This is a genomic window from Microcoleus harperi Pol14_C6 (assembly GCF_036701295.1).
GTDB lineage: Bacteria > Cyanobacteriota > Cyanobacteriia > Cyanobacteriales > Microcoleaceae > Microcoleus.
Window position 1 is genome coordinate 1 of sequence record NZ_JAUBQN010000059.1, and the last position, 25,308, is coordinate 25,308.

Below are 25,308 nucleotides of genomic sequence, written 5' to 3' on the forward strand. Positions count from 1 at the left end.
TCATCTTTATTTGACGATTTTACTAGCTTTTTCATTTTAACCCTTTTTTGACATATTCGCAAAAGTGAGATGCACCCGCTAGATGCACGCTTAAATTGCGGATTTGGTATAACCAATTCGTAGCGGTAAGCTGCTCTTGTTGCACCCTACAAATAGACTATGCGTAAATCCTATTAACGTTAATCTGCGCTACTCTGCGTTAATCTGCGGTTAAAAATCAGACATTAATTCAAGTGTCGATCGATCGTCACAATGGAAACAGGCCGCAACGCATCAAAACGAGTTGAATTCCCCCCAGCCACAGAACGCGATAACTGCACTTGCACGATTCGGTAACTCCAGTGCGGTTCGCGGCGCACCCGATCGCCCATCCAGCTCAAAACAGTAGCAATATCTTCAAAAGCATCCAAAGCCAGGACGATCGAGCCTCCAGGAAGCAGCCGCAGGGCGCAAACGCCCAAAATTTTAGTCAACCCTCCGCCACTACCGCCAATAAAAATCCGGTGGGGAGGACGCAAGCGGTGCAAGATTTCCGGGGCGGTTCCGTAAATCGAGAAGACATTTTGCAGGCCAAAACGGCCGTAGTTGAACTCGATCGCAGAAGTACCAAAAACCGTTTTTTCGATGGCGTACACCTCAGATTGCGGGAATAAACGAGCAATTTCGATCGACACAGAACCATTACCAGCACCCACATCCCAGACAACTTGTCCCGGTTGCAAAGCCAATTGTCCCAGCACCAACACCCGCACTTCCCGTTCAACCGTCAAACCCGGCTTGTCGCCACAACCGATAAAAGCTGCATCCGGTATACCCAACAAAGGCAACTTTTCCAAATCCAAAGGTTCTGCCCTCGGCGGGGAATCCCGCAGCATCACAACCACGCTCAGCGGTGCAAAAGACTCTCTCAGCAAAGCTTCCAGAGACTTGTGGCTTACCCGTTCCTGGGCCGCCCCCAAATTTTCGCAAACCCAAAACTCGTAGCGTGTCGGCAAATCTAGAGCTTTCACCAAACTTGCGAGTACAGCCGGAGTGTGAGCTTCGTCCGCCAGCACCGCAATCTTCTCCACACCGAGCTTCAGCTTCGCCGTCAGCTCCTCAAAATAGCGTCCTTGAGAGCCTACACAATGAGCATCTTGCCAAGGGATTCTCAAGCGATTAAAAGCCAACTGCACAGAACTGACGTGGGGGTGAAAAGTCAATTCTTCTGCCGGCAATTGGGCAATTAACAACTTTCCCCAGCCGTAGAACAGCGGGTCGCCGGCCACTAAAATTACGATCGGTCGATCGCGAGGTTCCACCATCCCCGCAGAGGATTCTAATTCGGGTTCAGTCGCCCACCAGCGGCGAATTTCCAGAATTGCTTCGGTCAAATCTTCCAATGCCCAGCGCTCTCCGTCGTGCTGGGGAAAATAGCTCAAATGGCGCTCGTTCCCTATTAGCAGAGCAGCCATTTCTACAACCTGCCGCGCCGATTCGCTCAGCCCAGCAGCTCCATCTAAACCTATACCAACAACATGTACTGTCACTTTTTAAGCAAAAAGTAAAAAACCAGAATTACTGATTTTTCCTGGTTTTTCATAAATTTTTTCCTTGACTTTACTGTCAAACAAAAATAATTAAAGCATTTAATAGGCAATATCCTGACTATTGTCACAGGGGAGAGGGGGAGAGGGGGGCGAGAGAGTGGGAGATGGGGAGAGTGGGAGATGGAAAAAATCTTCCTTCTTCCTCTTCCCTCTTCCTTCTTCCTTCTTCCCTCTTCCTTCGTTAAAACTCAAACACAGGCCAGTCCGGTTGCCGGAGATAGGTGGTCATGTCGTCAAACTTCCGCAGTTCCACTCGGTGTACAGACAGTTCTTGCGGCGTGTCCAGCCATTGCTCGTTTAACTCTGACAGCAAAGCGCACAAGCGATCGCGGTCAAGGTTCGGCCCGACGTCCCCAAAATAAGCCAGAGTAATGTGGGCCGTAAAATGATATTGCTGTTCGATTCCCAAAGCCATTAAATCGGGATTTTGATAGATCGATCGGCGAAACTCCAGAATTTGCTTGTAAGAGTTTTCGTCCGTCGGTGCTAAACAAACACCCACAGCTCTAGTCATCACCATCAACCCCAGCACTATCCAGCGAATGGGAGGGCCCCCCGCCAAGGGTTTGCAGGCGGCAAAACGATCGGCCATGCGCGAACGCAGTTGCTCCTCAAATTCGGGATTTTTATCAGAGGCATCTCGAAAAGCGCTGCTCCAAATCAAATCGGCTACGGTTAAATGGAAGCTATCAGGAGGCAGTGCCACGATCGCACCGTCCGCTATTTCATGCAATAGCCGTTGTTGGATCGAGTGCAAATTACTATAAAGTGCAGCATTTTCTGCATCTTCCCCAGCCGGCGGCGTAATCACCGAATAACCCGGAAAAGGTACAGGATCTCTGTGACCAGCTTCGTCCGGCTTAAATTTTGGAGATTCCTGAATGTGTTCCACCTGGGACTTGTAAGAGTCCAGCAGCGTCATTCGCGCCACCCGATTTACGTAAGCTTGATAAGTATCATCCAATCTTGATTTCCTCGCGGTGACATACTCCCACACCAAATTTTATATTATGGCGCGGGCTTCCAACAGCCCTATTCAGGATATGTTGGACAAGCCTCGCGTGCAACTGTATTTTTTTGGCTAGTGAGCGTTTTTCATGCAAATTTACCTGTTTTGGGGGGAAGACGACTTTGCGATGGCGCAGGCTGTGACAAGTTTGCGCCAAACAGTCCTCGACCCCAACTGGGCTAGTTTTAACTATGACAAGATTATTGCCGATCGACCCGACACTGTGGTCGAAGGGCTCGATCGAGCCTTAACGCCCCCCTTCGGTACCGGCAGCCGTTTTGTCTGGCTGGCAAATACGACTGTTACGCAGCAGTGTTCTGCAGAACTGTTAGCGCAATTGGAACGAACACTGCCAGTGATTCCCCCTACCACCGTGCTGCTGCTGACATCCGTCAAAAAACCCGACAGCCGGCTCAAGTCTACCAAGTTACTTGTCCAGTCCGCCCAAGTGCGGGAATTTTCACCGATTCCACCTTGGAATGACAAAGAATTAGTCCAGCGGGTGCGCCAAGTCGCCGGCGAAATGAACGTAAAATTGACCGCCACAGCGATCGAACTTTTGGCCCAATCCATTGGTAGCGATACCCGCCAGCTATACAGCGAACTCGAAAAATTGCTGCTGTTTGCGGGCAACCGCAGCCAACCTCTGAACCCGGAAGAAGTTGCGGCACTGGTGCACTGTCACGCCCAAAATACCTTCCAGCTAGCCGATGCGATTCGCGAGGGCAATACCTCCGCCGCTTTGGATTTATTGGCAGGCTTAACTGGCCGCAGCGAGCCTGGTTTGAGGATTGTGGCTGGCTTGACTGGTAAGTTTCGGATTTGGCTCTGGGTAAAGGCAATGATCCAAGCTGGCGATCGCGATGATAAAATTGCTCAAGCTCTAGATCTCGGCAATCCGAAGCGAGTATACTATTTTCGGCAAGAAGTCAAGAACGCCAGCTTAGAAAAACTACAAAAAAGTTTGCCTTTGCTGCTAGACTTAGAAGCTTCTTTAAAGCGGGGGCGGGAAGAAAACTCAACCCTGCAAACCAAAGTTATAGAACTTTCTAGCTTGTTTCGCTGATGCGCGACAGGGCACAGGATCGGCCCCTTACTGTAAATTTTTACAACAAATTTCGATAGCGGCTATGTGCTTGATACAGGCTCGCGGGCCAAAAGGTCAATAGATACTAGAAATACTCTCAGAATGGCAAAGTAGAAGTTAATGTGGTAAATAAATATTGTCCGCCGAATGCCGATCGGTTAATATTATTTGCCGGCTCTCCACCCCCCCCAAAAAAAGAGCGCTACCCATGACACAACAGAACCCGCGGGAACTGCTCAAGCAAGGCGATCCAAAAGCGATCGCATCTAGCATCAACCGTACACTCAAACCCAAAGGCATCAACGCCGATGTGACGCGGGACAACGGCTGCCTCCACATAATTCTGGAGGCAGACAAAGTACCGGATCAAATGGTATTGGTCGATTTCATCCGCACCGGCATGACGAAGCTGGGACTCGAATCAATTCACACTGTAAAGGTTTACGGGCGTCGAACAGGTGACGGATCGCCTGCGTGGGAAGATGAAATTGATCTGATGCCTGCCGATCCCATGCCTTACCCCTTGGATAGTGGAATGCCTGACGACTCTGTAGGTTTAGATGATGTCGTGCCCGAAGGCGGAGACTATTATCAAGAAGGAGAATTCGATCGAGATGACGACGAGGAAGACGAAGACGAAGACGAAGATCAAGCCCCGCCTCCGAAAAAACAATTTCCCAAATGGGTAATACCTGTGGGTATCTTAGTACCTCTGGCGGTGATCGCAGGGCTTTTCTTTACTAAAACTTTCCCCTTCGGCGACTCTAACCCAGAACCCATCGCCCCCGAAGCAGCTTCCCCCTCCCCCCAACCCTCATCTCCCCCTTCTAAAGCCGCTGTATCCTCTCCAGGCGCATCTCCAGGCACCCCACAGGCAGCCTCCCCTGCACCAAAACCCTCTCCCACTGCTGCTGCGCCAGCAAGCCCAGCTCCAGCTTCTCCTGCACCAAAAGCCCCCGCGCCTAAGCCTGACTCTTGGAGGGAAGCCGTTAACACAGCTCAGAAGGCAGCAATTTCGGCCCAGAAGGCTCAGTCTCAAAATGAGTGGATCGCAGTAGCAAGCGAGTGGCAGCAAGCGGTTAAGCTCATGAGAGCCGTACCGTCAACCAGCCCGAACTACCAAAAGGCTCAGCAAAAAGCGGCAGAATATCAGGCTAATCTGATTGTTGCCAACCGCAGGGCAGCAGCAGCGCCTTAAGAGTTTTGAGTGTTGAGTTTTGAGTTGAATACTCGATGTGCTAAAAGTCAAAAGTCAAAAGCCAAAAGTAAAAAAACTTGTTTTTACTGAAAGCTTTCTTAACTTTTGACTTTTTTCAATTTTATTAAAATTTCATTTAAGCTGTCGCGCATTTAAATTGCATATTCTCCGCGGGCGGGGCGCCCACCCCACTCATTGTTTGATTGCTTTTTAACAGACAATTTCTGGGGGTTAACAAGGAAGCTGAAACTTTGACACAGAAGGGATGAGAGCTGGGTTCCCCAAACAAGATGGGTCTACTATACTGACAAGTAAACCCACAAATCAAAAAAATACTAATGGAATTTAGTCACGAGCATCTAGAAAAAAATTGGGCTGCGCCCACTTCCTGATGTTGCTGCTTGTGGCTCAACATGATTCAAGCCGAAAAAAAGTCAAACTAGAAACAATAGCAAGAGTCTTTCCAATCTGGATAACTTGTGAAGGAAGACGCAGAAAGCTACAAAAATTCTTGGATGTACGTAGCTTAACGATTAGTAGCTTATTGTGGCCTATCATCAGTTATTGCCTAGAGAAATCGGTACCCAAAAAGTCGAAACATAAGTTATATCTAGCGATTGACCGCAGCCAGTGAAAAAATCTCAACTTATTAATGGTTTGCGTGATTTGGTCAAGAAGAGCTATTCCATTAGCTTGGATATTACTGCCGCACATAGGCAATAGTAACCAGGGGGAACAAGAAAGTGTACTCTCCTCAGTTTTAGCAATATTCAAAGATTGTCAAATAGTGGTGCTAGGAAACCGCGAGTTTTGTTCCCTAGATTTAGCCACCTGGCTCCAGACAAGGAATGTCTGATTTTGTTTAAGGTTGAAAAAAGCGACTTTTCTGGAAGTCAAAAATAAAATTTGGCAGCGATTAGATGAGTTACCAATTAAACTGGGAGTCGCCTTATATTATCAAGGGAAGAGAATCCGTAAAACCCGGCAATTTTCAGGATTTTGTCGTGGCAGCTAAATGGAAAATAAACTACCGCAATCAAAACACAAAATGGCCTTGGTATATCTTGACGAATCAGGGAACTTTAATCGTCGCCATCCAAGCGTATAAAAGAAGAACGGGGATTGAATAAATGTTCCGAGACTGTAAAAGTGGGGGCTATAATTTAGAAGGCACTGGAGTAAGAGAAAACCGATTGAAATCAATGATTTTGGTGAGGTCTCTGGCTTATTTAAAGTCAACCCTGCAAGGAGATGAAATCAACAGACATCAGGAAAAAAATATGTCTGTCGTCCCAAAGAAGCCGGGAGCATTTACTGAAGATGCAGTACATTTTGTGTGGATTTAAATGGATAAAACTGCGTTAAAAACTGGGAACAATATCACTAATGGACTGCCGAATTAACCAGTAAATCCCCCCATAAACGCCGCTTTTATCAGAGAGGTATAAGGGCGGAAACCATTATGCGCTCTACCTCGTAGCTCTCTTGTTACCCCTTCAGCGATCGCACGCAGTCCCGGCGACCCCTGGGTTTTTTAGTTGGTGATCCCTGGGATGACGAGCGTTGGTGAGAAAACTTGACAAGCAGCGGCCACACAACTTTTGTTAAGCTTGCTAGATTGGGGAGTAGTTTAAAAAATTCACCCTATGAATTTACTAACTTTTTTGCAGAACATCAAGCTGACAGCGACAAGACAGGAGACTCCTGCCGAATCGGAATCTCAATAGTAAACTCTGTTCCTCTGCCTGGTGCAGAAATACACCCCAAGCTTCCCCGGTGTTTTTCCACTACAATTTGCCAGCTAATCGATAACCCAATCCCTGTGCCCTTACCGGGGGGTTTTGTCGTAAAAAACGGGTTAAATACATGGCGACGAACATCTTCCGAGATCCCCGGCCCATTGTCTACAATTCGGACAGCTACACAATTGCTGCTTGTTACTTCTGTGCTAATCCGAATCACGCTAGGATTCGCTTTAATTTCTTCTAGCGATCTCTGCGTGTTCCACTCGTCAATAGCATCGATCGCATTTGCAAGTACGTTCATAAATACCTGATTCATTTCTCCCCCATAACACTCCACTTCGGGCAGGTTTGGGCAATAGTCCCGCACCACTTCAATCGAGGGGCGGTCTGACTTAAATTTTAGCCGGCTCTGTAAAATCATCAGCGTGCTGTCCATGCCTTCGTGAATGTTGACAGATCTCATTTCATATCCTTCTTGCCGTGCGAAGAGGCGCAAAGATAAAACGATTTCGCGGATGCGATCGGCTCCTAAGTACATCGATTTGAACATTTTAGGCAAGTCGTCTTTGAGATAATCTAGCTCGCTTGCTGCGATTTCTGCTTGTATATCTGGAGCCGGATTGGGATAGTGCTTTTGGTAGAGGTCAATGATAGTGACCAAAGTTTTTGAATATTCCAGAGCATAGGAAAGATTTCCATAAATAAAATTTATTGGATTATTGATTTCATGAGCTACACCAGCTACGAGTTGGCCTAGCCCCGACATTTTTTCGCTTTGAATGAGCTGGCTTTGCACCTGCTTGAGTTCGTGCAGGGAATTTTCGAGCTGTAGGGCTTTGTGCCGCTCTCGCGCTTCCGAGGCTTGCAAAGCTGCTTGTGCAAGCTTGCGTTCAGCAGCCTCCTGCTTGAGGCGTTCGTTCGTTTGGGAAAGTTCAGCGGTGCGCTGTTCTACTCGCGTCTCTAGTTCTTGTGTCAAAACTTGTAGGTCGGCTTGCGCTCGCTCGCGCTCGACAATTTGCGCCTGAAGCTTTTTAGTTAGATTTCGCAGATTCAGGTGTGTGATAGCCCGAGCTAAAACTTCTTCCTGTTGAAGGGGCTTAGTGATATAATCAACTCCCCCCACATTAAAGCCTTTGACTTTGCTTTCTGTATCGTCCAGCGCGGTCATAAAAATGACTGGGATATTTTTAGTTAAGTCATTTGCTTTTAGATGTTGACAGGTTTTAAATCCGTCCATCTCTGGCATCAGAACATCCAACAAAATTAAATCCGGCTGAGAATATTGCACTTTTTTGATAGCGCTAGACCCGCTGCGAGCTACCCAAACGGTGAAGCCAGATGCGCTCAAAAAATCCAATACTGAACCCAGATTAGTGGGCGTATCATCCACAATTAAAATGGTTCCTCTGTCTAAAGATTCGCTAGTCATTTTTAGTCCTCATCTAAACTGTTGAACAAATTCTACTAATTTGTCTTCTTCAAAGTTTTTAGTTAATTCAAGCAATTTATTGGCAAAAGGTGCATAACGCACATCTATTGCCTTCAGCTTGCGGGCTCGCTGCTCCATACTGAGGAGTTCACCTTTCATGGCTAAATCGAACAGGACTGCAACTTCTTCCGAAGGGGGAGCAATCAGTTGTTGGTCTTGGATTTGGGAAGGGGGATCGGTGAAGATACCTTCTGAACTGAAAGTTGTTCGCTCCTCATAAATCCATTCTAAACCTAAATGGTTGCCCAAGCATTCTAATAACTTTTCTGCCCTAATTGGTTTGAGGAGAAAAGCGTTGCAACCCGCCTGGAAAATGCTCTGGGGATCGCCCGATAAAATGCTAGCAGAAGTTCCGATCGCGATTACATCCTTCAATAGAGGGATTTTTCTGAGCCGCCTCACCGCTTCAAAGCCGTCCATCACTGGCATTACTAAGTCAATTATAATACAGTCCGGTTGAAATAACAGCGCTTTATTCAGGCAGTCTTGACCGTCCGTTGCCTCCATTAATTCAAACCCAATGGGAGCTAAAAGATTAACTAGGACAGATCGATTTTCCCAGCGATCGTCAACGACTAAAATTTTCCGCCGCTCGCCTGGGAAACCCCTGATAATCTTTTCAGGTTCTTTTTGATAGCCTTCCCAGCTTTCGGTAATAGGCAACTCTAACTCAAACCAGAAAATACTGCCTTTACCTAAAGAGCTTTGTACTTTCAGTTCGCCGCCCATCATCTCCACTAATTGGCGACTAATTGGCAGCCCTAATCCTGTTCCTTCTACCTGGCGAACTGAACCGCTGGCTTGCTCGAAGGGCAAAAATATTTTTGAGAGTTCCTCCGGCGCGATGCCAATGCCTGTATCTTCTACTTGGAAAATAAATTTCGCTGTTAAGGATTGGGGATTGGCGATGGGTGATGACAAAGATTGCTGAGTATCCAGCCTGTCTACTTTAAAACTAACGCCTCCTTTTTCGGTAAATTTTATCGCATTACCAAGTAAGTTGATGAGAATTTGCCGCAATCTTTTTTCATCGGCTTGGACGCAAGTGGGAAGTGGAGTTAGCGGTTCGTAAATCAAAGAGATTCCCTTCTGTTGGGCGCGAATCTGGCAGATTTCAGTAATGCCTTGGAGAAAGTCTGACAGGTGAAACTCGGTGAGATAGAGTTCCATTTTTCCGGCTTCGATTTTGGAGAGGTCTAGAACGTCATTGATCAGGGTTAGGAGGTGTTCGCCACACTGATGAATAATGTTAATACCAGAATTTTGCTGGCTGGTTAAACCTGTCTCTCGTTTGAGGATTTGGGTATAACCTAAAATGCCGTTGAGCGGTGTGCGAAGTTCGTGGCTCATGTTGGCAAGAAATTGGCTCTTGGCGCGGTTTGCGGCTTCGGCCGCTTGCTCGGCTCGCTGTCGCTCTTTAATTTCCACTTCTAGGCTCGTATTTTTTGCTTTTAATTCCTCAGTTCGTTCTTCTACTTTGACTTCTAAAGTGTGATAGAGGTTGGCATTTTCTAAGGCGATCGCAGCTTGTCCCGATAGCATCCGCAACACTTCTACCCGCTTCTGTGTAAAAGCGCCAGCCAGCACGTTGTTTTCTAGGTACAAGATGGCACTTAACTTACCTTGATATAGGATAGGCGCACACAAAATTGATTTTGGTTTGTGTTGGGTAATGTAGGGGTCGGCGTTAAAGATTTCCTCGCGGCCCGAATCATTTAAAACGACATCTTTCTGAGTTCGGGTGACGTAATTAAGTACCGAGATAGGCACTTGCCCAGAAGTTGATACTGGTAAAGATTCCAGCACTCGGACTCGATCTTTAGTCCCCGCCGCTTCTATAACAAGTTGACCATCTTTTGATAGAATAAGCGCTCCAGCTTCAGCGCCTGCGTTTTCTATCAAAATTTTCATTAACTTGGTGAGCAAGTTAGGTAGAACAATTTCACTAGAAATGGCAAGAGATGCTTTCATTACAGTTGCCAAGTCTAGCAACTCTGTTTGAGCGCCTGTAATGGTCAAAGGATCAATTGTCATCGTAGGGTCGAAAGGGGTTCCCATGACCGCAGGCGATCGCGCTATTAATTGCGGGTATTTTTCTTCTAGATCTTTAACTTTAGCTAAAGCTCCCCAGCGCATATAGGCATAATAAGCATAGGTCATGTAGGTTCGGGCTATTTTTTCTTTATTCCAGTAAAAATAAAATTTAGCAGCGAGTTCGTGAGCTAGTGCTTCTTCGTTGATATACTCGTTTTCTTTAGCCAGAGCGATCGCTTTGTCGTACATCTCGATCGCTTCTACTTTTTCGCCTAAAACACGATTTTTTTCTGCCTCTACCAAATAGAATTTATGTAGATGATTCATTGGGGCATAATGCGCCCATTTTTGCAATTTTTCTTGATTAGCTTGTACTCGGTTAAGAATGTCCTGTTGGTCGGACTGCGAAGTTTCAGAATACACAGCTAGCCGTACTAGAGAATCGTAGAAATAGAAGATAACAACAGTTAGCTGCCCTGTAGATGATCCGAAAGAACTTTCTACTTGAGGGATATTTTTTAAAGCTTCCGCGTATTTTTCAAACACATAACAAAGCGCAAGTTTATGCAAGTATAAGTAATGAATTGCCAGTTGGTTATTGGTTTGCTGATATAGCGGCAGCATTTTCTCTTCGTCGTAAACTTCCCCCTTTAACAGGCATATATTTTCGCTTTTTCCCATCATGTTTAAGACGGCTTGCCAACAGATTTTTGTATTATTAAGCGCTGTTTCTTGGCTGATTTTATGAATTGCATCTGTATAAGTTGCTATATCTCGTTCGAGTTGCATTAGTTGCTTGCCAACAAAAAACGAGTAATGACTCCACACCATGACGGCATAGCCAGCATATTCTAAATCTCCAGTTTCCAGTCCAGTAGAGAAAGCTGCCAGGAAAGGTTCTAAGGTATTTCGGACGTGTTCTTTCCAATGTTGAACGGCTGCATACACTAAGTGGCAAGTCTTGACTTCGATTTCTTTGGCATTTAACTTTGACACTAGACGTAAAGCTAATTGGCCGAACTCATAGCCCCGCTCAATATCTCCTACCGCCCCGCAAAGAAGAAGACTATATACCGCATATGCAAAGGGAGACACAGAAGCATTGCCATATTGAACAGATAAATCGACCTGTTTGCAAACTGTTAAAGGCACCAGTACGGGCATCCCAGAATAGCAAGCAGAAAATATACTTGACAAAATCCTGATCGCTGCTAATTGATAAGGATCGGTCATTTCAGGGAGATCGATTAAGTCCTCAATTCGCGTTCCGCTCAAAATTGCCGCAGTTTCCCCCAGCGCCTGCCCAATATCAGATGGGTTTGGCGAGTCGGGAAACTCTACTTCCAACTGCTTTAAGACTTGCAGCCCCGTATTCAATGCTTCTAGCAGCTTGTTCTGCGCCATATAAGCTTGAATCTGGACTTCGTACACTTTTACTTTGTCCAATAGCGTTTTGGCGCAGTTTTGTACTATCTCAACGAATCTCTGCATTCCGTCAAAATCACCACTCAAATATGCTGATTCTGCTGCTTCCTCATGCAGCCTTAATGCCAGTTCATAGCGATTTTCCCAACTATGTACCGCTAGCAGAGATAAACCTACTTGCAAATATTTGACGGCGGAATCGTGGGCTGTAGCAGCTTTCGCTTTCTGACCTGCAATCAGATTCAATTGGGCTAGTTCATATTTTTGGGATTCACTCGTAAGTAAGTCAGTACCATAATTGAGTTGGTTAACTAAAGCGAAAATATTTTCTTTTCGGTTTTCGGGCGTTGTACTTTGCAGCAGCAGTTGACCAATTTTTAAGTGGGTCTCTTTTTTCTGCTCATCGGGAATCAAAGAATAGGCAGCTTGCTGCACTCTGTCATGTAAAAACTTGTAGTCAACCTTCACATCAGTTAAGGTAAAACCGCCCGATTCTTCCTGACTAAATACGAGGGGAATTTTGTATTCATTGCTCAAAGGTAAAATCAAGCCCGCTTGAAGTGCTGCCCACAATTGCGCCGCCGTGACTAAGGATGATTCCTGATTGACAATCGCCAGAACTTCTAAGTTAAAAGTGTTGCCAATACAAGCAGCAAATTTTAATACTTTTTGTGTATCTTCAGGCAATTTGCGTATGTTTCTAGCAATCAGTTCGACAACATTGTAATCGGTGATGCCGATCGCTTGAATTTGCTCGATATTCCATTGCCAGACGCCAGAGTATAAATCATAAGTCAACAAATCTTCTTGATAGAGAGTTTTTAGGAGTTGACTTATGAAGAAAGGATTGCCCTGCGTTTTATTAAAAAGTAGAGACGCGAAATTTCGGGTTTTTACAGACAGGGATTCCGAACCGCCAGATTCATTTAAAGTATCCGCAATTAATTCTTCGACATGAACCAGGTGTAATGGTTGAAGGACAACATTATTCACCGTCGCACCAGTTTGGCGAATCTTGTCAATTGTTTGAATCGTCGGATGAGTTGGAGAAACTTCGTTATCTCGATATGCGCCAATCAGCAATAAATACTTGCTATCAGAATCAGTTATTAGCAATTCTATTAATTTTAATGATGCTGAATCCGCCCACTGCAAGTCATCGAGGAAAATAACTAAGGGATGGTCAATAGTCGTAAATACGCCAATGAATTGTTTAAAGACGCGACTGAAACGGTTTTGAGCTTCAGTTGCCCCTAGTTCTGCTACTGGTGGCTGTTTGCCAATAATTAATTCGACTTCAGGGATAACCTCAATGATGACTTGTCCGTTATCGCTTAAAGCGGATAACAGTTTTTCTTTCCAAGTTTGGATTTCTAGTTCGCCTTCGGTTAGAAGTTGCTGAGTTAAGGATTGGAATGCTTGAATCAGGGAAGCATAAGGAATATTGCGCTTGAACTGGTCAAATTTACCCGCAATAAAATAGCCTCGTTGCCGCACAATGGGTTTGTGAACTTCATTGACCAAAACGGTTTTGCCTATCCCGGAATAACCGGAAACCAGCATTAATTCGGTGGTGCCACTGGCAACGCGATCGAAAGTTTCGAGAATTTTTTCAATTTCTTTGTAGCGACCGTAGAGCTTTTGCGGTATGTTTAATTGCCCTGCTTTATCCGCACTTCCCACAACAAAGTTGGAAATATATCCGCTAGCCTGTAGTTTGATCAAGCAAGTTTCTAAGTCAAATTTTAGCCCGTCACTGCTTTGGTAGCGGTCTTCAGCATTTTTAGCTAATAACTTCATAGTAATCGCTGAAATTTGTGGTGGGATTTCAGGATTTAGCTGGTGAGGGGGAATGGGAGTTTTGGCAATATGACTGTGTACCAATTCCAGCGGGTCTGTGGAATTAAAGGGCAACTCGCCTGTGAGCATTTCATAGAAGGTAACGCCTAGTGAATAAAAATCAGTGCGGTAGTCAATTGACCGATTCATCCGGCCAGTTTGTTCTGGGGACATATAGGCGAGTGTGCCTTCGAGCAAATCTGGATGGGTGAGCGTCGAATTTTCTCGCTCCAGGCGCGAAGCGATGCTGAAATCAATAATTTTAATTTTTTCAGTAACTGGGTTAATGATAATATTTTGTGGCTTTACATCTTTATGAATAATGTTAGATTTATGGATTTCTGCTAAAGCAGAGACAAGCTGTATACCCAAAAAAATAAATTGAATGCTTGTGATTTTTTTCCCCTTCATCCAATCGTTGAGAGACTTAGAGCCGGAATCTTCTAATAGCAGTGCTAAACCGTTTTTATAGCTTTCTAAACTAATGGGTTTGATAATTGTTTCTACGTTCAAGCTGTGCAAAATTTGATATTCGTGGCGCAAGCGGGTGATGTCAGAAAGAGTGGGATACTCAGCCTTTACCGTTTTGACGATCACGCTGGAAAGGTCCGACTCCTTCCGAGCGCGATCGACTGAAGTTCTTATCCCGCTGTGGAGGGTTTCAAGGAATTGATAGCCAGCTAAGTTGATAGTCATTGTTATTCTACAGATCGTAAGGGAATTGAGCGTGAGGTTAAGGGCTGTTTTAAAACTTAATTATGATTGGAGCTGATTGTAACATAGTAATTTACTCAACAAAAGTGAGCTCATGTTTCGCTTCTAGCAATCGTGGGTTCATGAGAGCGCGGAGCGTGGATATGTTGAAAGAACGCATTCGCGATCGCATTTTAGAGGAGGCTGTAGCACTATGAGGCGGGAAGCGGAACGGCTGCAAGATATATTAGATGCAATAGCCGCAAGCGTTTTTCCCCAGAGTTTCTGATGACCGTAAAAGCGCCCTGTGGTCTAACATAGCCCAAGTTTCTTTATTCGCCACAGAAATGGATGGGACGGAAGACTAAGGGATTTCCAAGCCTGGGATCACGATTGGGTATTCTGCTCGTCTAGCTCTCTGCTGCATTTACTAGAAGCCTGCCTTGTAAGCGTTACTGAATTCACTGTGGGTGCAGGACAGTTGTAGGTGGTTTTTCGCTGGGCTTTCCCTAATAAAGAATACCGAGAGCAAGTGTAGCTCCCGGTATCAACTTTTCCAGTTCTGTTGTTGTTAAGTAAATCCAATTAGGCTCAATTTGGGAAAATTTGCCTCACTCGATTAAGCACAGCCGATCGTTATTGATTAGCCTGTTCCAAAGCTGGATTTGCTGGAGTTCCAGCAATTTCGGCCAAATTAATCTTGACGACTTTATTGCGGGCTTCAGTTACTTTGGGTAGGGTTAGCATTAGAATGCCATCTTTGTATTCAGCTTGCACAGAGTCATTTTGAATGTGTGCGGGCAAGGGAAGCACCCGATGGAATTTGCCATAGCGGAATTCAGAGCGAACGTAGCCAGATTTTTCGTCTGTGTTTTCGTAGCGGCGTTCGCCAGAGATAGAAATTGCTTCGCGAGTGACTTGAACGTCAATGTCTTTGGGGTCAATTCCAGGCAGTTGCGCTTTTAATACGAAGTTGTCCCCAGCATCAGCAAATTCCACAGCGGGCATCCAAGCGGCTTCTGAGTTATCTCTCGTTGTTGCCCGTTGGTCAAAAACTTTATCGAGTTGCTGGCGGATCGTTTCAATTTCTGTGAATGGTTGCCAATAGCGCATCAACATAATCTGTTACCTCAAAGATTGGTAAGACTTTATAACGAAAGTTTGGGTTGAAGCTCGTTGCTTACAGTTATTATGATGCCGCTTTCCAAGTGGGAGCAACAGTCAGGAAAACCCTACTCAGTTAGTCGTATTTGCCAGAATAAGTGCGAAAGACTCGGAATTAAGTGGCAGTGAAGAAAACCGTACAAAGCTATTCCTAGAAACCGACAATACTGTGGCAATGCCATGATGAGCTTGCCTCAGACCTGAACGGCGCGAGCGTTCCTGAAAGGATCGCGGGTGTTGCCAACCGCACCAAAAATGCGGTGCAGGTGATGATGTGTAGCAGACGTGTAAGGACGTGCAGTGCGGGTAATCGCTGCTTTCCCATAGCCATCGCTCGCGCTCATGAGGGATCTCGCATAATCGCGATCGAGCTTAAATATCTCCCTTATTTCTTAGTCCGTAGAGGCGGACTTAGTTTGTGTCGTTGCGGTTTCAACAGCCGAACTATCTCAATCTATCCCAACTTCGTCAAGAATCGGAAAGCATCGAGTACGTGACTGGCGCAAACGTAAGGCGAAGTATTGTAAAAAGCTTGCCAAGCCGCCGCTTTGTCTTCGTCATATTTATCGGCTATTTCCTGGTGTTTTCCTAGCCAATTTAGCCGCACCGCGTGACCGACTAATACATCTAAAACGATATATTCTTCTACTTGCAATTCAGGGTTACGCTGGGCAATTGCTGCCAACTCCATCAGCGCCTCAATATTCACTTGTCGGTATTCTGGCGCGACAATTTTATTTAGCAAATGCTCGATTTGTAGCGCAAAATTCTTTTCGCCTGGGGTCATTTCCGATAAAATGATATGGCTATCTAACCGATTGCGTCGCTCTAATTTGTCGCCAATAATCAAGCCTTTGCAGTGCCGCAGCAGTCCCCAAACACTCGGATAAAAATCCTTCGGTACGCGATTGACTGCACCTTCCATTTGCCGCTTCCGGCGCCATCCTCCCCCAGGCACTTGCGGTTCTTCGGAAACTGGCGCTACTACCCATTCAATATCTTTTTCCGGCTGTTTGACGCGTAGGGATTCTTGTTGTTTGAGGATTTGATTCATTTCCTCGTATTCTGCCAACACTTGGCGCAGGCGATTTTTGATTTCAAAGGGACTTAGCTGCATTAAATATTCGTAAGCTTCATTTTGCGTAACTCCCAATTCGCGGGCTAATTCGCTTGTTAACAGCAGAATAAAGTAGCTAACTCTCAGTGTCAGCAGACCTTTAAATAATTGCGGTTCTGCTTTAATTAGGACGCTGAGGTAAATTAGAATTTCTTGGGTGAGAACTCGATCGCGAATGTCTTCTCCGCAGAATTGGCGAATTTTGTCCATCACTTCCGTGTAAGATCCGGGTCGCGAAATTATCGAATCTTCGCTGTAGGCTTTCCCCACAGCAATTTGCTTTTGTCGCACCAAAATGTCTGTCACTGCATCGGACAAGCTGATATCAACTTTGTCCAGCAAACCTGCGGCATGGCGGATCACTGCCCATTGGATTTTTGATTGCGAACTTTCTCCAGCTTTTGTATAAACTTCGTTGAGCAAGTCCACAACTTTAACTATTTCTTCCGTACCTCCCAATCTTGTATCAAAATTTAATCCTTTGAGGCGAACCAACGTGTGCAGCAACTCAATTTGTTCGTACAAATTTTCTGAATCGCGCAAGCTGTTTAGTAAGAAGCTAGTATTAGTTTCGCACTCTAATTTAAATTCTTGCGTGTGACCCAATGGCCAAGTTTTGTCAGGATTATAAGTCAGATATCGGCGCGTTTCTACGGCACCGGTCACAGGAGATTCAGTAAATTCAAAGTCGTGCATTAAATCAATAATTTCTGTACCAGCAGTCAACATTAACTGCTTAAGATTCCCTAGTTTAACGGGCGTGTTTTTACAATACCCATCCCGGAATTCCTTCATTAATTCTAACAACGCTTCCCGGCCGGTTTCCAGCATCGTGTGAGTCAGCATCAGCGTTACCGTGGGGCGTCCCAACTGATACCAGTGGCGGTGAATGTGAGCTATTTCGCTTTGGATTTTAGCTACTAGAAAATGGTAGTCTAGAGTTAGATAAAATTCTTGTCTGTCCAAAAATGAGGGGAGAAATACGATCGCCTCTTCGCGAATTTTAAACACTTGAGAAGTTGTTAAACTCCGCAGACGGCGCACCGGCCGCCCGGTTAAACCTAATGGGTCGTTGCGTCCAATTTGCGTGTAAATAGCTGATAATTCTTTAGTCTGGCGGACTTGAATTGGTTCTACCTGTTTTGGGGTTTGTGCGGCAATGCCGTTAGCGGCTAATTCTGCTTGCAAATCTTCGTCTTCAGCTAACAGTGCAATTTGCACTAAAGGTTCTCTGCATTGGCCAACTGATAGATGCCTTCCCAGCGGGTCGATATCGCCAACTGCGATTAATCCTTCATTTAGCAATTGACCGAGAAAGTACAAACTTTGCGCCCAAACGAGGGGAATATTTTCATTGGGTAAGCGCTGCTGGCTGCGGGGATTTAGCTTTTCTGCTTCTATATTTTCGGCGGGGACGTAGTACAATTCGGGTAGCAGTGACAAACCAGAGCGATCGACTGCTAGAGATTCCAAACGCTGCTGGTACTCTTGCACTTGAGCTTGATTTCCCTGAAATATGCCGTCCAAGAGCAAATAAGTAAAAAATAGCGGCCACTCGCATTCAATGTGCTCGAACTGTCTTAACTCTGTGGGTTCGTAGTGCAGGCGATCGGCATCTTCCAACACTGTTTGGTGTCCGTCCCGCAGAAACCGCTTGCAGCCGTATTTTCCTTGCAATTTGTCAATAATCTTATTTCGAGTCCGTTCTATTAATTCTCGATCTTCCACAGCAAAAGCCGGAAAACTAATCACGCTCAATAAAGCGGCATCTACTTCTTTTGAACTAGATTCGCGAGGCAAAAGCGATTCTAAAGTTATGCGAGTTCGGGCAATTTCGTCTGGCAACACGTGAATAACCGATGCTTGAGAGCCTTTAATTCCAAACAAATCCAACCCATTTATTGCTTCCAGCGCTGCTTTAGCCATGCCAACTGAACTGGCGTTCAATTCTGCATTGCCGCGATTGATTTTATGACCTCTTTCCCAAATTCCGTAATCCGGCGTGCGGTAGGCTCTACCGATGTAGTAAACTAAATTTTGCACGAAATTGACTTCATCTATTGTAAAAATTACGTGCAGCCCGGAAGCCGTCATTTGAGCAAGAATTAATAAGAATATAGATGTAGCGTCTAACTGTAAATGTCCCCACTTGTCATCACCGACAACAATATCTCCAGTTTGAGTATTATATTTAGCGTGCAGCGCATCTAGCGGCGACTGAGTATTTTTAAAATGTTCTACTTTACTCGATTGCTTCATCATCGCAAACAGCAAGCCGCGCATCAGTTTGACTGTGCTGTGTTCGAGTTCAAAAGTTCTGCCCTGATCGCCATCAATTTTGCGGTAAGCTAAACCCAAACCCCAAACCGCGAGAATGCTGTACACGTTGTCGCGCACCCAGGCATCGGTGTAGTCGCCGTGGGCGTTAACGGCGGTACTCGCCGGCAGCAAACCAGTAATTGGATTTTGGCGCTTGAGGATGATGTTTTTGATTTGCTGGTAGTAATAATCTAACCTGGTTTGCCGCTGGGTTTTTGCGATCGCCATTTCGTTTTCCTTCTTTTTCCTGATGCGAGCCGAATTGCGGTGAATAGACTTTTAAATATATCAGATATTAGATGGTTTCTCAAGTTATCCAAACACAAAAAGGTAATTGCCATGTCTACGAAAAACCACAATAACAACAGCGTTCCTTTCGTGAAAGTTGTCTACTCTACAGTGAAAATAAATGGTAAAATTGAGCTAGTACCGATGGAATGGTACGCAGACGGGTCGGTCAAAAAAATCGAACACTAATGCTCAATCGCACTTGACTGGCAAACTCTAATGAACTTGCGCGACTCGTCGCTTACAAAAAAAACGGTTCCTGGGCCACAGAACGATGACTTAACAGACTTTTGGTGGCACAAACCGGGTTTTTTGGGACCAAGACTGCTCTAGCGTCGATCGCCAATCTCAGCTAATTTAAATAACTAGGTGTGTAGGAATCTCAAAGAAAAAAATATGGATGGATCGCGCCCGCAATTTTCAGTCCTGGGACTACCAGTTCACATATTAGATGATTATGCAGGTTGGCTGATGCAGCGCCTGCATCAAGGGTTAGGAAGTCACGTCGTGACGCTGAATGCTGAAATGGCGATGCAAGCCGAGCAAAATCAGGCTTTAGCAGATGTAATCCGCAAAGCGGAACTGGTGATTCCCGACGGTTCGGGAGTGGTGCTGTACTTGCGGATGCGCGGCAAACCGGCGCAGCGCTATCCGGGGATTGAATTAGCAGAATCGCTGCTGCAACAAGCCGGAAAATTGCCGGATTCGGAACCAATATTTTTCTTTGGGGGTTCCCCAGGAGTGGCGGCGGCAGCGGCCAAAAGTTGGCAGCAAAAAGTTAACGGATTGTCGATTGCTTCTCAACACGGTTATCTTTCCGCAGAGGAAGAAAAAGAATTCCGTGAAAGCCTTAAAAGAATGCAGCCAAAACTGATTTTTGTCGGCTTGGGAGTGCCTCGTCAAGAGTTTTGGATTGCCGAACACCGACACCTTTGTCCTCAGTCAATTTGGGTGGGAGTAGGCGGCAGTTTCGATATTTGGGCGGGAACAAAAGACCGCGCGCCGGCTTGGTTTTGCGACAATCATTTAGAATGGTTGTACCGACTTTATCAAGAACCGTGGCGGTGGCGCAGGATGTTAGCTTTGCCGCAATTTGCATTGAAAGCTTTGGGAAATTTTCGAGCTTAAAAGTTCCCAATCGAATCGGGTTTACGGGAGTTATGGCTGATATTGCCGATCGCGCGTGAACCCGTCTCTACAATAATTATGGTTAATTTACCTGACATGATACAGTATATTCCCGTAGAGCTGGTACACTTAATTTACTAAGTAGATCGGCACCAAAAAAACAATAATATCTTGTAGGGGCGATCGCGAGCCAATATCTATCAAAGGCCGCAGCAAAGCCTTGTCCTCTTCACTAGATATTCTTGGGGGCCAAAGGGAGTAATAGTGCATCACCCCTAATCAAAGTCCCATTTATGAGTAGTTCCCCAAGAAAGAAAAAAACTATCCTGTTTTTGGCAGCTAACCCCAAAAACTCCACGCCCCTGCGCTTAGGTAAAGAGGTTCAAGAAATTGCCGATGGGTTGCAACGTTCTAAAAAGCGTGACAAATTTCAACTCGAGCAACAGTGGGCGGTGACGCCACGAGAAATGCAGCGAGCAGTCTTAGATTTTAATCCAGAAATTGTCCATTTTTCCGGACATGGGGCAGGAGAAGGCGGGTTAGCCCTTGAAGATGACACAGGACAAATTAAGCTGGTGAATGCAAAAGCATTAGCCGGTCTTTTTAAACTGTTTCACAATCAAGTAGAGTGTGTGGTACTAAACGCTTGTTATTCAGAAGTGCAAGCCAAAGCCATCGCTGACTATATTCCTTATGTGATTGGCATGAACCAAGCCGTCGGTGATAATGCTGCCAGAGAATTCGCGGTAGGATTTTACGACGCATTGGGTGCCGGCAAAACTGTCGAATTTGCCTATGAATGGGGTTGTACCAGTATTAGTATGGCCGGCATTCCTGAAGACCTCACGCCGGTATTGAAGACAAAGCCTGATTCTCCTGTAGAGACAACAGTTGAAGAGACAGAGGCTTTAGATACAGCAGTAAGCGAGAATGTTGAAGATCCACCAGTTGCGATTGAAAATACCCGATCCATCGCCTCACCGATTATTTCAATTGCCAACTTAGATAACCCAGAAGGTTCTGTTAGCTTAGATTGTCAGCTATATGTCGATCGTCCTCCCATCGAATCCGACTGCTACCAAACCATTCTCAAACCAGGAGCTTTGATCCGAGTAAAAGCACCCCATCAAATGGGAAAAACCTCTTTAGTACAGCGCATTCTGCACCATTCTCGGGAACAGGGACATCAAACAGCTTATTTAAACTTTCAATCGGCTGATGGCAGTTTTCTCACCAATCTGGATGAGTTGTTGCAGTGGTTTTGTGGCGACATCACCAATGAATTAAACTTAGAATATCGGGTAGCAGACTACTGGAAACAAGGCATGGGGAGCAAGCAAAAATGCGGCAACTATTTTCAGCGCTATCTGTTGGCAACCATTACCTCTCCCTTAACCTTGGGATTGGATGAAGTCGATCAAGTTTTTCAGTATCCTGAGATTGCCCAAGAATTCTTTGGATTGCTGCGGGCGTGGCATGAAAAAGGCAAAAACGAACCAGCTTGGAAAAAACTGCGTTTAGTTATCTCTCATTCCAAAGAAGTTTATATTCCCCTCAACATCAACCAATCGCCGTTTAATGTCGGTTTACCCATTGAGTTACCCGAATTCAACGAGCAACAAATTAATGAATTAGTACAAAAACATCAACTGAAGTGGTCTGCCCGTGAAATTGAACAACTGATAGGAATGGTGGACGGACATCCTTACCTGTTAAGAAAAGCGCTCTATGAAATTGCTCGCGGTTCTTTGAACCTAGAACAATTTTTACAGATTGCGCCTACAGAAGAAGGAATTTATGGCGATCATTTACGCCGACATTTATTTAATGTCACTGACGATCCTAATTTGGCAGCAGCAATGAAACAAGTAATTGCTAGCTCCCATCCGGTACGATTAGAAGCAAATCTAGCGTTTAAACTTCGCAGTCTGGGTTTGGTGAAACTGCGGGGTAATGATGTAATTCCTCTGTGCAATCTCTACCGCCTTTATTTTAAAGATCGATTGGGAGTTCATTAATGAATGACAAACCTGATTTACATTACGAATATCAAGTAGGTGGTAGCCTACCTGTAGATGCACCAACCTATGTTAGGAGACAAGCTGACCAAGATTTTTATGACGGATTAAAAGCCGGAGAATTTTGTTACGTTCTCAACTCGCGACAGATGGGTAAATCTAGCTTGCGGGTGCAGACAATGGCGAGATTGCAGCAAGAAGGATTTGCCTGTGCTGCGGTTGATATCACGTCAATTGGTACGTCAGATATTACTCCTCAAGAGTGGTATTTTGGAATTATTGACTCGCTGGTGAATAGTTTTGAATTTTACGAGCGTTTTGATTCTTATGAATGGTGGACAAGTAATGAATTATTGTCTCCCGTTCAACGCTTCAGCAAGTTTATCAGAGAGGGATTGCTGGATTTGATTGATAAAAGTATCGTTATTTTTGTTGATGAAATTGACAGCGTATTGGCTTTGCCATTTAATAGTGATGATTTTTTTGCCGTGATTCGCGACTGTTTCAACCAGCGGGCAGATAAGCCAGAATACAACCGCTTAACTTTTGCTTTGATTGGGGTAGCAACGCCTTCTGATTTGATAAGCGATCGCCGCCGCACTCCGTTTAATATTGGTCGCGCTATTGAGTTAACGGGGTTTAAATTTGAGGAAGCAAAACCTTTAGCATTCGGCTTAGAAACTCAAGCACAAAATTCTCAATTCTTGTTAAAAGCAGTATTATATTGGACGGGCGGGCAGCCATTTTTAACCCAAAAAATTTGCAAATTGATCGGACTTCATCTCGATTTAGAATTTATCGAACTTCATGCCGATTGGGTAGCCAATTTAATTCGACAAAAGGTAATTGATAATTGGGAAGGGCAGGATGAACCGGAACATTTGAAGACGATTCGCGATCGAATTTTACGCAGCGAACAACGTGCCAGTCGCTTGCTGAAGATATATCAGCCAATTTGGCAGCACCATGAAATAGTGGCTGATGACACTCCCGAACAAATGGAACTGCGATTAACCGGATTAGTGGTTAAGCAGTCTGGCAAACTGAAAGTTTACAATCCAATTTATCAATCGGTTTTTACAAGAGATTGGGTGGAAAAACAATTAGCTAATCTCAGCCCTTATAGCGAAAGTTTTAAAGCTTGGATAGAGTCCGATTGCCAGGATGAATCACGTTTATTGCGGGGGCAGGCATTGCAAGAGGCTCAAACTTGGGCAGCCGGGAAAAGTTTGAGCCATTTAGATTATCAGTTTTTAAATGCCAGTCGGGAATTACAACGGCGGGTGCGGGAAATTGAACGAGCTATAGAAACTCAGAGACAAGCTAATAAAATTTTGACTGAAGCGAATCAGACGCTAACCAAGGCACAGCAAAAAATACGATCGATTAGAATTGGAACCTTTTTTTTTGCCGGGGTGGCTATGTTAATTGCAACTGGGGCAATTTTTTTTGCCGGGAAGCAAGTCACTCAAGCTAATAATTTATCAAATACCATCCAGGAAAGTGCTTTTTCCAATCAATCATTTATTTCTGGACAGACATTTCAAGCATTGCTGGAAGCATTGAAAGCCGGAACAACATTTAAAAAACTAGATCCTTCAGCCGACATGAGAAAAGACATCAAAGGACAAGTGATGGGTGCGCTGCAACAAGCAGTTTCCGAAGTAAAAGAGCGCAATAGTTTGGAAGGGTATAGCAATTCGGTCTTTAGCGTCGCCTTTAGTCCAGATGGCAAGACCTTAGCTTCTGCTAGCGGTGACAACACCATCAAATTGTGGAACCTGCAAAACCAAAAAAACATCAAAACCCTCACCGGGCATAGCGGTTTGGTAAGAAGCGTCGCCTTTAGTTCAGATGGCAAGACATTGGCTTCTGCTAGGGATGACAACACCATCAAACTGTGGAACCCGCAAACCGGAAAACCTATCGCTACCCTCACTGGACATAGCAATCCGGTTATTAGCGTCGCCTGGAGTCCAGATGGCAAAACCTTGGCTTCTGGTAGCGCTGACAAGACCATCAAACTGTGGAACTTGCAAACTCAAAAGCCTCTCGCCACCCTCACTGCGCATCGCAGTTTTGTCAACAGCGTCGCCTTTAGTCCAGATAGCTTGACCTTAGCTTCTGCTGGCGCTGACAAGACCATCAAACTGTGGAACTTGCAAACTCAAAAGCCTCTCGCCACCCTCACTGGGCATCGCAGTTTTGTCAATAGCGTCGCCTTTAGTCCCGATGGCAAAACCTTGGCTTCTGCTAGCAGTGACAAGACCATCAAACTGTGGAACTTGCAAACCAAAGAACTCATTGCCACCCTCACTGGGCATAGCGATCAGGTCAATAGCGTCGCGATTAGTCCCGATGGCAAAACCTTGGCTTCTGCTAGCGGTGACAACACGATCAAACTGTGGAACCTGCAAACCAAAGAAGCCATTGCCACCCTCACTGGGCATAGCACTTTTGTCAATAGCGTCGCATGGAGTCCCGATCGCAAAACCTTGGCTTCTGCAAGCGGTGACGGCACCATCAAACTGTGGAACCTGCAAACCCAAAAAAACATCAAAACCCTGACTAGGTATAGCAGTGCGGTCAATAGCGTCGCGATTAGTCCCGATGGCTTGACCTTGGCTGTTGCTAGTGCGGACGGCACCATCAAACTGTGGAACCTGCAAACCAAAGAAGCCATTGCCACCCTCACTGGGCATAGCAGTTTTGTCAATAGCGTCGCAATTAGTCCCGATGGCAAAACCTTGGCTTCTGCTAGCAGTGACAACACGATCAAACTGTGGAACCTGCAAACCAAAGAAGCCATTGCCACCCTCACTGGGCATAGCAGTTTTGTCAATAGCGTCGCGATTAGTCCCGATGGCAAAACCTTGGCTTCTGCTAGCAGTGACAAGACCATCAAACTGTGGAACCTGCAAACCCAAAAAAACATCAAAACCCTCACCGGGCATAGCTATTCGGTCAATAGCGTCGCATGGAGTCCCGATGGCTTGACTTTGGCTTTTGCAAGCTTTGACAAGACCATCAAACTCTGGAACCTGCAAACTCAAAAACCCCTCGCAACCCTCACCGGGCATAGCGCTCAGGTCAATAGCGTCGCGATTAGTCCCGATGGCAAAACCTTGGCTTCTGCTAGCAGTGACAAGACCATCAAACTGTGGAA

At 45.4% G+C, this 25,308-nt stretch carries 15 protein-coding genes; 8 read left to right on the plus strand and 7 right to left on the minus strand.

From position 1 onward, the window contains the following. Window positions 1–224: 224 nt before the first annotated feature. Entirely contained in the window at window positions 225–1,529 is a 1,305-nt protein-coding gene (cbiE, locus tag QUA27_RS25380) for a precorrin-6y C5,15-methyltransferase (decarboxylating) subunit CbiE (RefSeq protein ID WP_333071584.1), read from the minus strand. A gap of 241 nt (window positions 1,530–1,770) precedes the next feature. Then, a complete protein-coding gene (locus QUA27_RS25385; protein ID WP_333071611.1) occupies window positions 1,771–2,511 on the minus strand; it encodes a DUF1868 domain-containing protein in 741 nt (246 codons plus the stop codon). A gap of 175 nt (window positions 2,512–2,686) precedes the next feature. On the opposite strand from QUA27_RS25385, the gene holA reads away from it, so the two are divergent. From holA to QUA27_RS25405, 4 genes are all read left to right on the plus strand, one after another. Next, window positions 2,687–3,664 (plus strand): DNA polymerase III subunit delta, encoded by a 978-nt coding sequence (gene holA, locus QUA27_RS25390; RefSeq protein WP_333071585.1) that lies wholly within the window; start codon window positions 2,687–2,689, stop codon window positions 3,662–3,664. Between the two features lie 229 nt (window positions 3,665–3,893). Further along, window positions 3,894–4,883 (plus strand): hypothetical protein, encoded by a 990-nt coding sequence (locus QUA27_RS25395; RefSeq protein WP_333071586.1) that lies wholly within the window; start codon window positions 3,894–3,896, stop codon window positions 4,881–4,883. A 920-nt stretch (window positions 4,884–5,803) separates the two neighbouring features. Then, on the plus strand, window positions 5,804–6,013 hold the full coding sequence (locus QUA27_RS25400; RefSeq protein ID WP_333071587.1) for a hypothetical protein: 210 nt from the start codon (window positions 5,804–5,806) through the stop codon (window positions 6,011–6,013). A 63-nt stretch (window positions 6,014–6,076) separates the two neighbouring features. Then, window positions 6,077–6,229 carry a hypothetical protein gene (locus tag QUA27_RS25405; RefSeq protein ID WP_333071588.1) on the plus strand — a complete coding sequence of 51 codons (153 nt, stop codon included), beginning with the start codon at window positions 6,077–6,079 and terminating at the stop codon, window positions 6,227–6,229. Window positions 6,230–6,557: 328 nt separating this feature from the next. On the opposite strand, the gene QUA27_RS25410 is transcribed toward QUA27_RS25405, so the two are convergent. The 5 genes from QUA27_RS25410 to QUA27_RS25430 all read right to left on the minus strand — a co-directional run bounded on the left by QUA27_RS25410 (window position 6,558) and on the right by QUA27_RS25430 (window position 18,936). Next, the gene (locus QUA27_RS25410; protein WP_333071590.1) at window positions 6,558–8,057 is read right to left on the minus strand and encodes a hybrid sensor histidine kinase/response regulator; all 1,500 of its coding nucleotides are present in this window, start codon (window positions 8,055–8,057) and stop codon (window positions 6,558–6,560) included. A 9-nt stretch (window positions 8,058–8,066) separates the two neighbouring features. Beyond that, window positions 8,067–14,111, minus strand: coding sequence for a hybrid sensor histidine kinase/response regulator (locus QUA27_RS25415; protein WP_333071592.1), 6,045 nt, complete (start codon window positions 14,109–14,111; stop codon window positions 8,067–8,069). Window positions 14,112–14,744: 633 nt separating this feature from the next. Next, complete coding sequence (locus QUA27_RS25420; RefSeq protein WP_333071595.1) at window positions 14,745–15,227, minus strand: Hsp20/alpha crystallin family protein; 483 nt, start codon at window positions 15,225–15,227, stop codon at window positions 14,745–14,747. Between the two features lie 239 nt (window positions 15,228–15,466). Next, on the minus strand, window positions 15,467–15,616 hold the full coding sequence (locus tag QUA27_RS25425) for a hypothetical protein (RefSeq protein ID WP_333071597.1): 150 nt from the start codon (window positions 15,614–15,616) through the stop codon (window positions 15,467–15,469). 110 nt (window positions 15,617–15,726) lie between these two features. After that, window positions 15,727–18,936, minus strand: coding sequence for a phosphorylase b kinase regulatory subunit alpha/beta (locus tag QUA27_RS25430; RefSeq protein WP_333071600.1), 3,210 nt, complete (start codon window positions 18,934–18,936; stop codon window positions 15,727–15,729). Between the two features lie 111 nt (window positions 18,937–19,047). Between QUA27_RS25430 and QUA27_RS25435 the strand changes: the two genes are divergently transcribed. The 4 genes from QUA27_RS25435 to QUA27_RS25450 all read left to right on the plus strand — a co-directional run. Then, complete coding sequence (locus QUA27_RS25435; protein WP_190657693.1) at window positions 19,048–19,185, plus strand: hypothetical protein; 138 nt, start codon at window positions 19,048–19,050, stop codon at window positions 19,183–19,185. A gap of 207 nt (window positions 19,186–19,392) precedes the next feature. Further along, entirely contained in the window at window positions 19,393–20,124 is a 732-nt protein-coding gene (locus QUA27_RS25440) for a WecB/TagA/CpsF family glycosyltransferase (RefSeq protein WP_333071602.1), read from the plus strand. Between the two features lie 242 nt (window positions 20,125–20,366). Further along, window positions 20,367–22,142 carry an AAA-like domain-containing protein gene (locus tag QUA27_RS25445; RefSeq protein WP_333071605.1) on the plus strand — a complete coding sequence of 592 codons (1,776 nt, stop codon included), beginning with the start codon at window positions 20,367–20,369 and terminating at the stop codon, window positions 22,140–22,142. After that, window positions 22,142–25,308: WD40 domain-containing protein (locus QUA27_RS25450; RefSeq protein WP_333071607.1), on the plus strand; the 3,167-nt coding region annotated here is incomplete at its 3' end. The genes QUA27_RS25445 and QUA27_RS25450, both read left to right, overlap by 1 nt.

Coding starts and splice junctions, on each gene's coding strand:
- holA (WP_333071585.1), top strand. CDS start 2,687: ATGCAAATTTACCTGTTTTGGGGGGAAGACGACTTTGCGATGGCGCAG.
- QUA27_RS25410 (WP_333071590.1), bottom strand. CDS start 8,057: ATGACTAGCGAATCTTTAGACAGAGGAACCATTTTAATTGTGGATGAT.
- QUA27_RS25425 (WP_333071597.1), bottom strand. CDS start 15,616: ATGAGCGCGAGCGATGGCTATGGGAAAGCAGCGATTACCCGCACTGCA.
- QUA27_RS25395 (WP_333071586.1), top strand. CDS start 3,894: ATGACACAACAGAACCCGCGGGAACTGCTCAAGCAAGGCGATCCAAAA.
- QUA27_RS25430 (WP_333071600.1), bottom strand. CDS start 18,936: ATGGCGATCGCAAAAACCCAGCGGCAAACCAGGTTAGATTATTACTAC.
- QUA27_RS25440 (WP_333071602.1), top strand. CDS start 19,393: ATGGATGGATCGCGCCCGCAATTTTCAGTCCTGGGACTACCAGTTCAC.
- QUA27_RS25415 (WP_333071592.1), bottom strand. CDS start 14,111: ATGACTATCAACTTAGCTGGCTATCAATTCCTTGAAACCCTCCACAGC.
- QUA27_RS25420 (WP_333071595.1), bottom strand. CDS start 15,227: ATGTTGATGCGCTATTGGCAACCATTCACAGAAATTGAAACGATCCGC.
- QUA27_RS25400 (WP_333071587.1), top strand. CDS start 5,804: ATGAGTTACCAATTAAACTGGGAGTCGCCTTATATTATCAAGGGAAGA.
- QUA27_RS25385 (WP_333071611.1), bottom strand. CDS start 2,511: ATGACGCTGCTGGACTCTTACAAGTCCCAGGTGGAACACATTCAGGAA.
- QUA27_RS25435 (WP_190657693.1), top strand. CDS start 19,048: ATGTCTACGAAAAACCACAATAACAACAGCGTTCCTTTCGTGAAAGTT.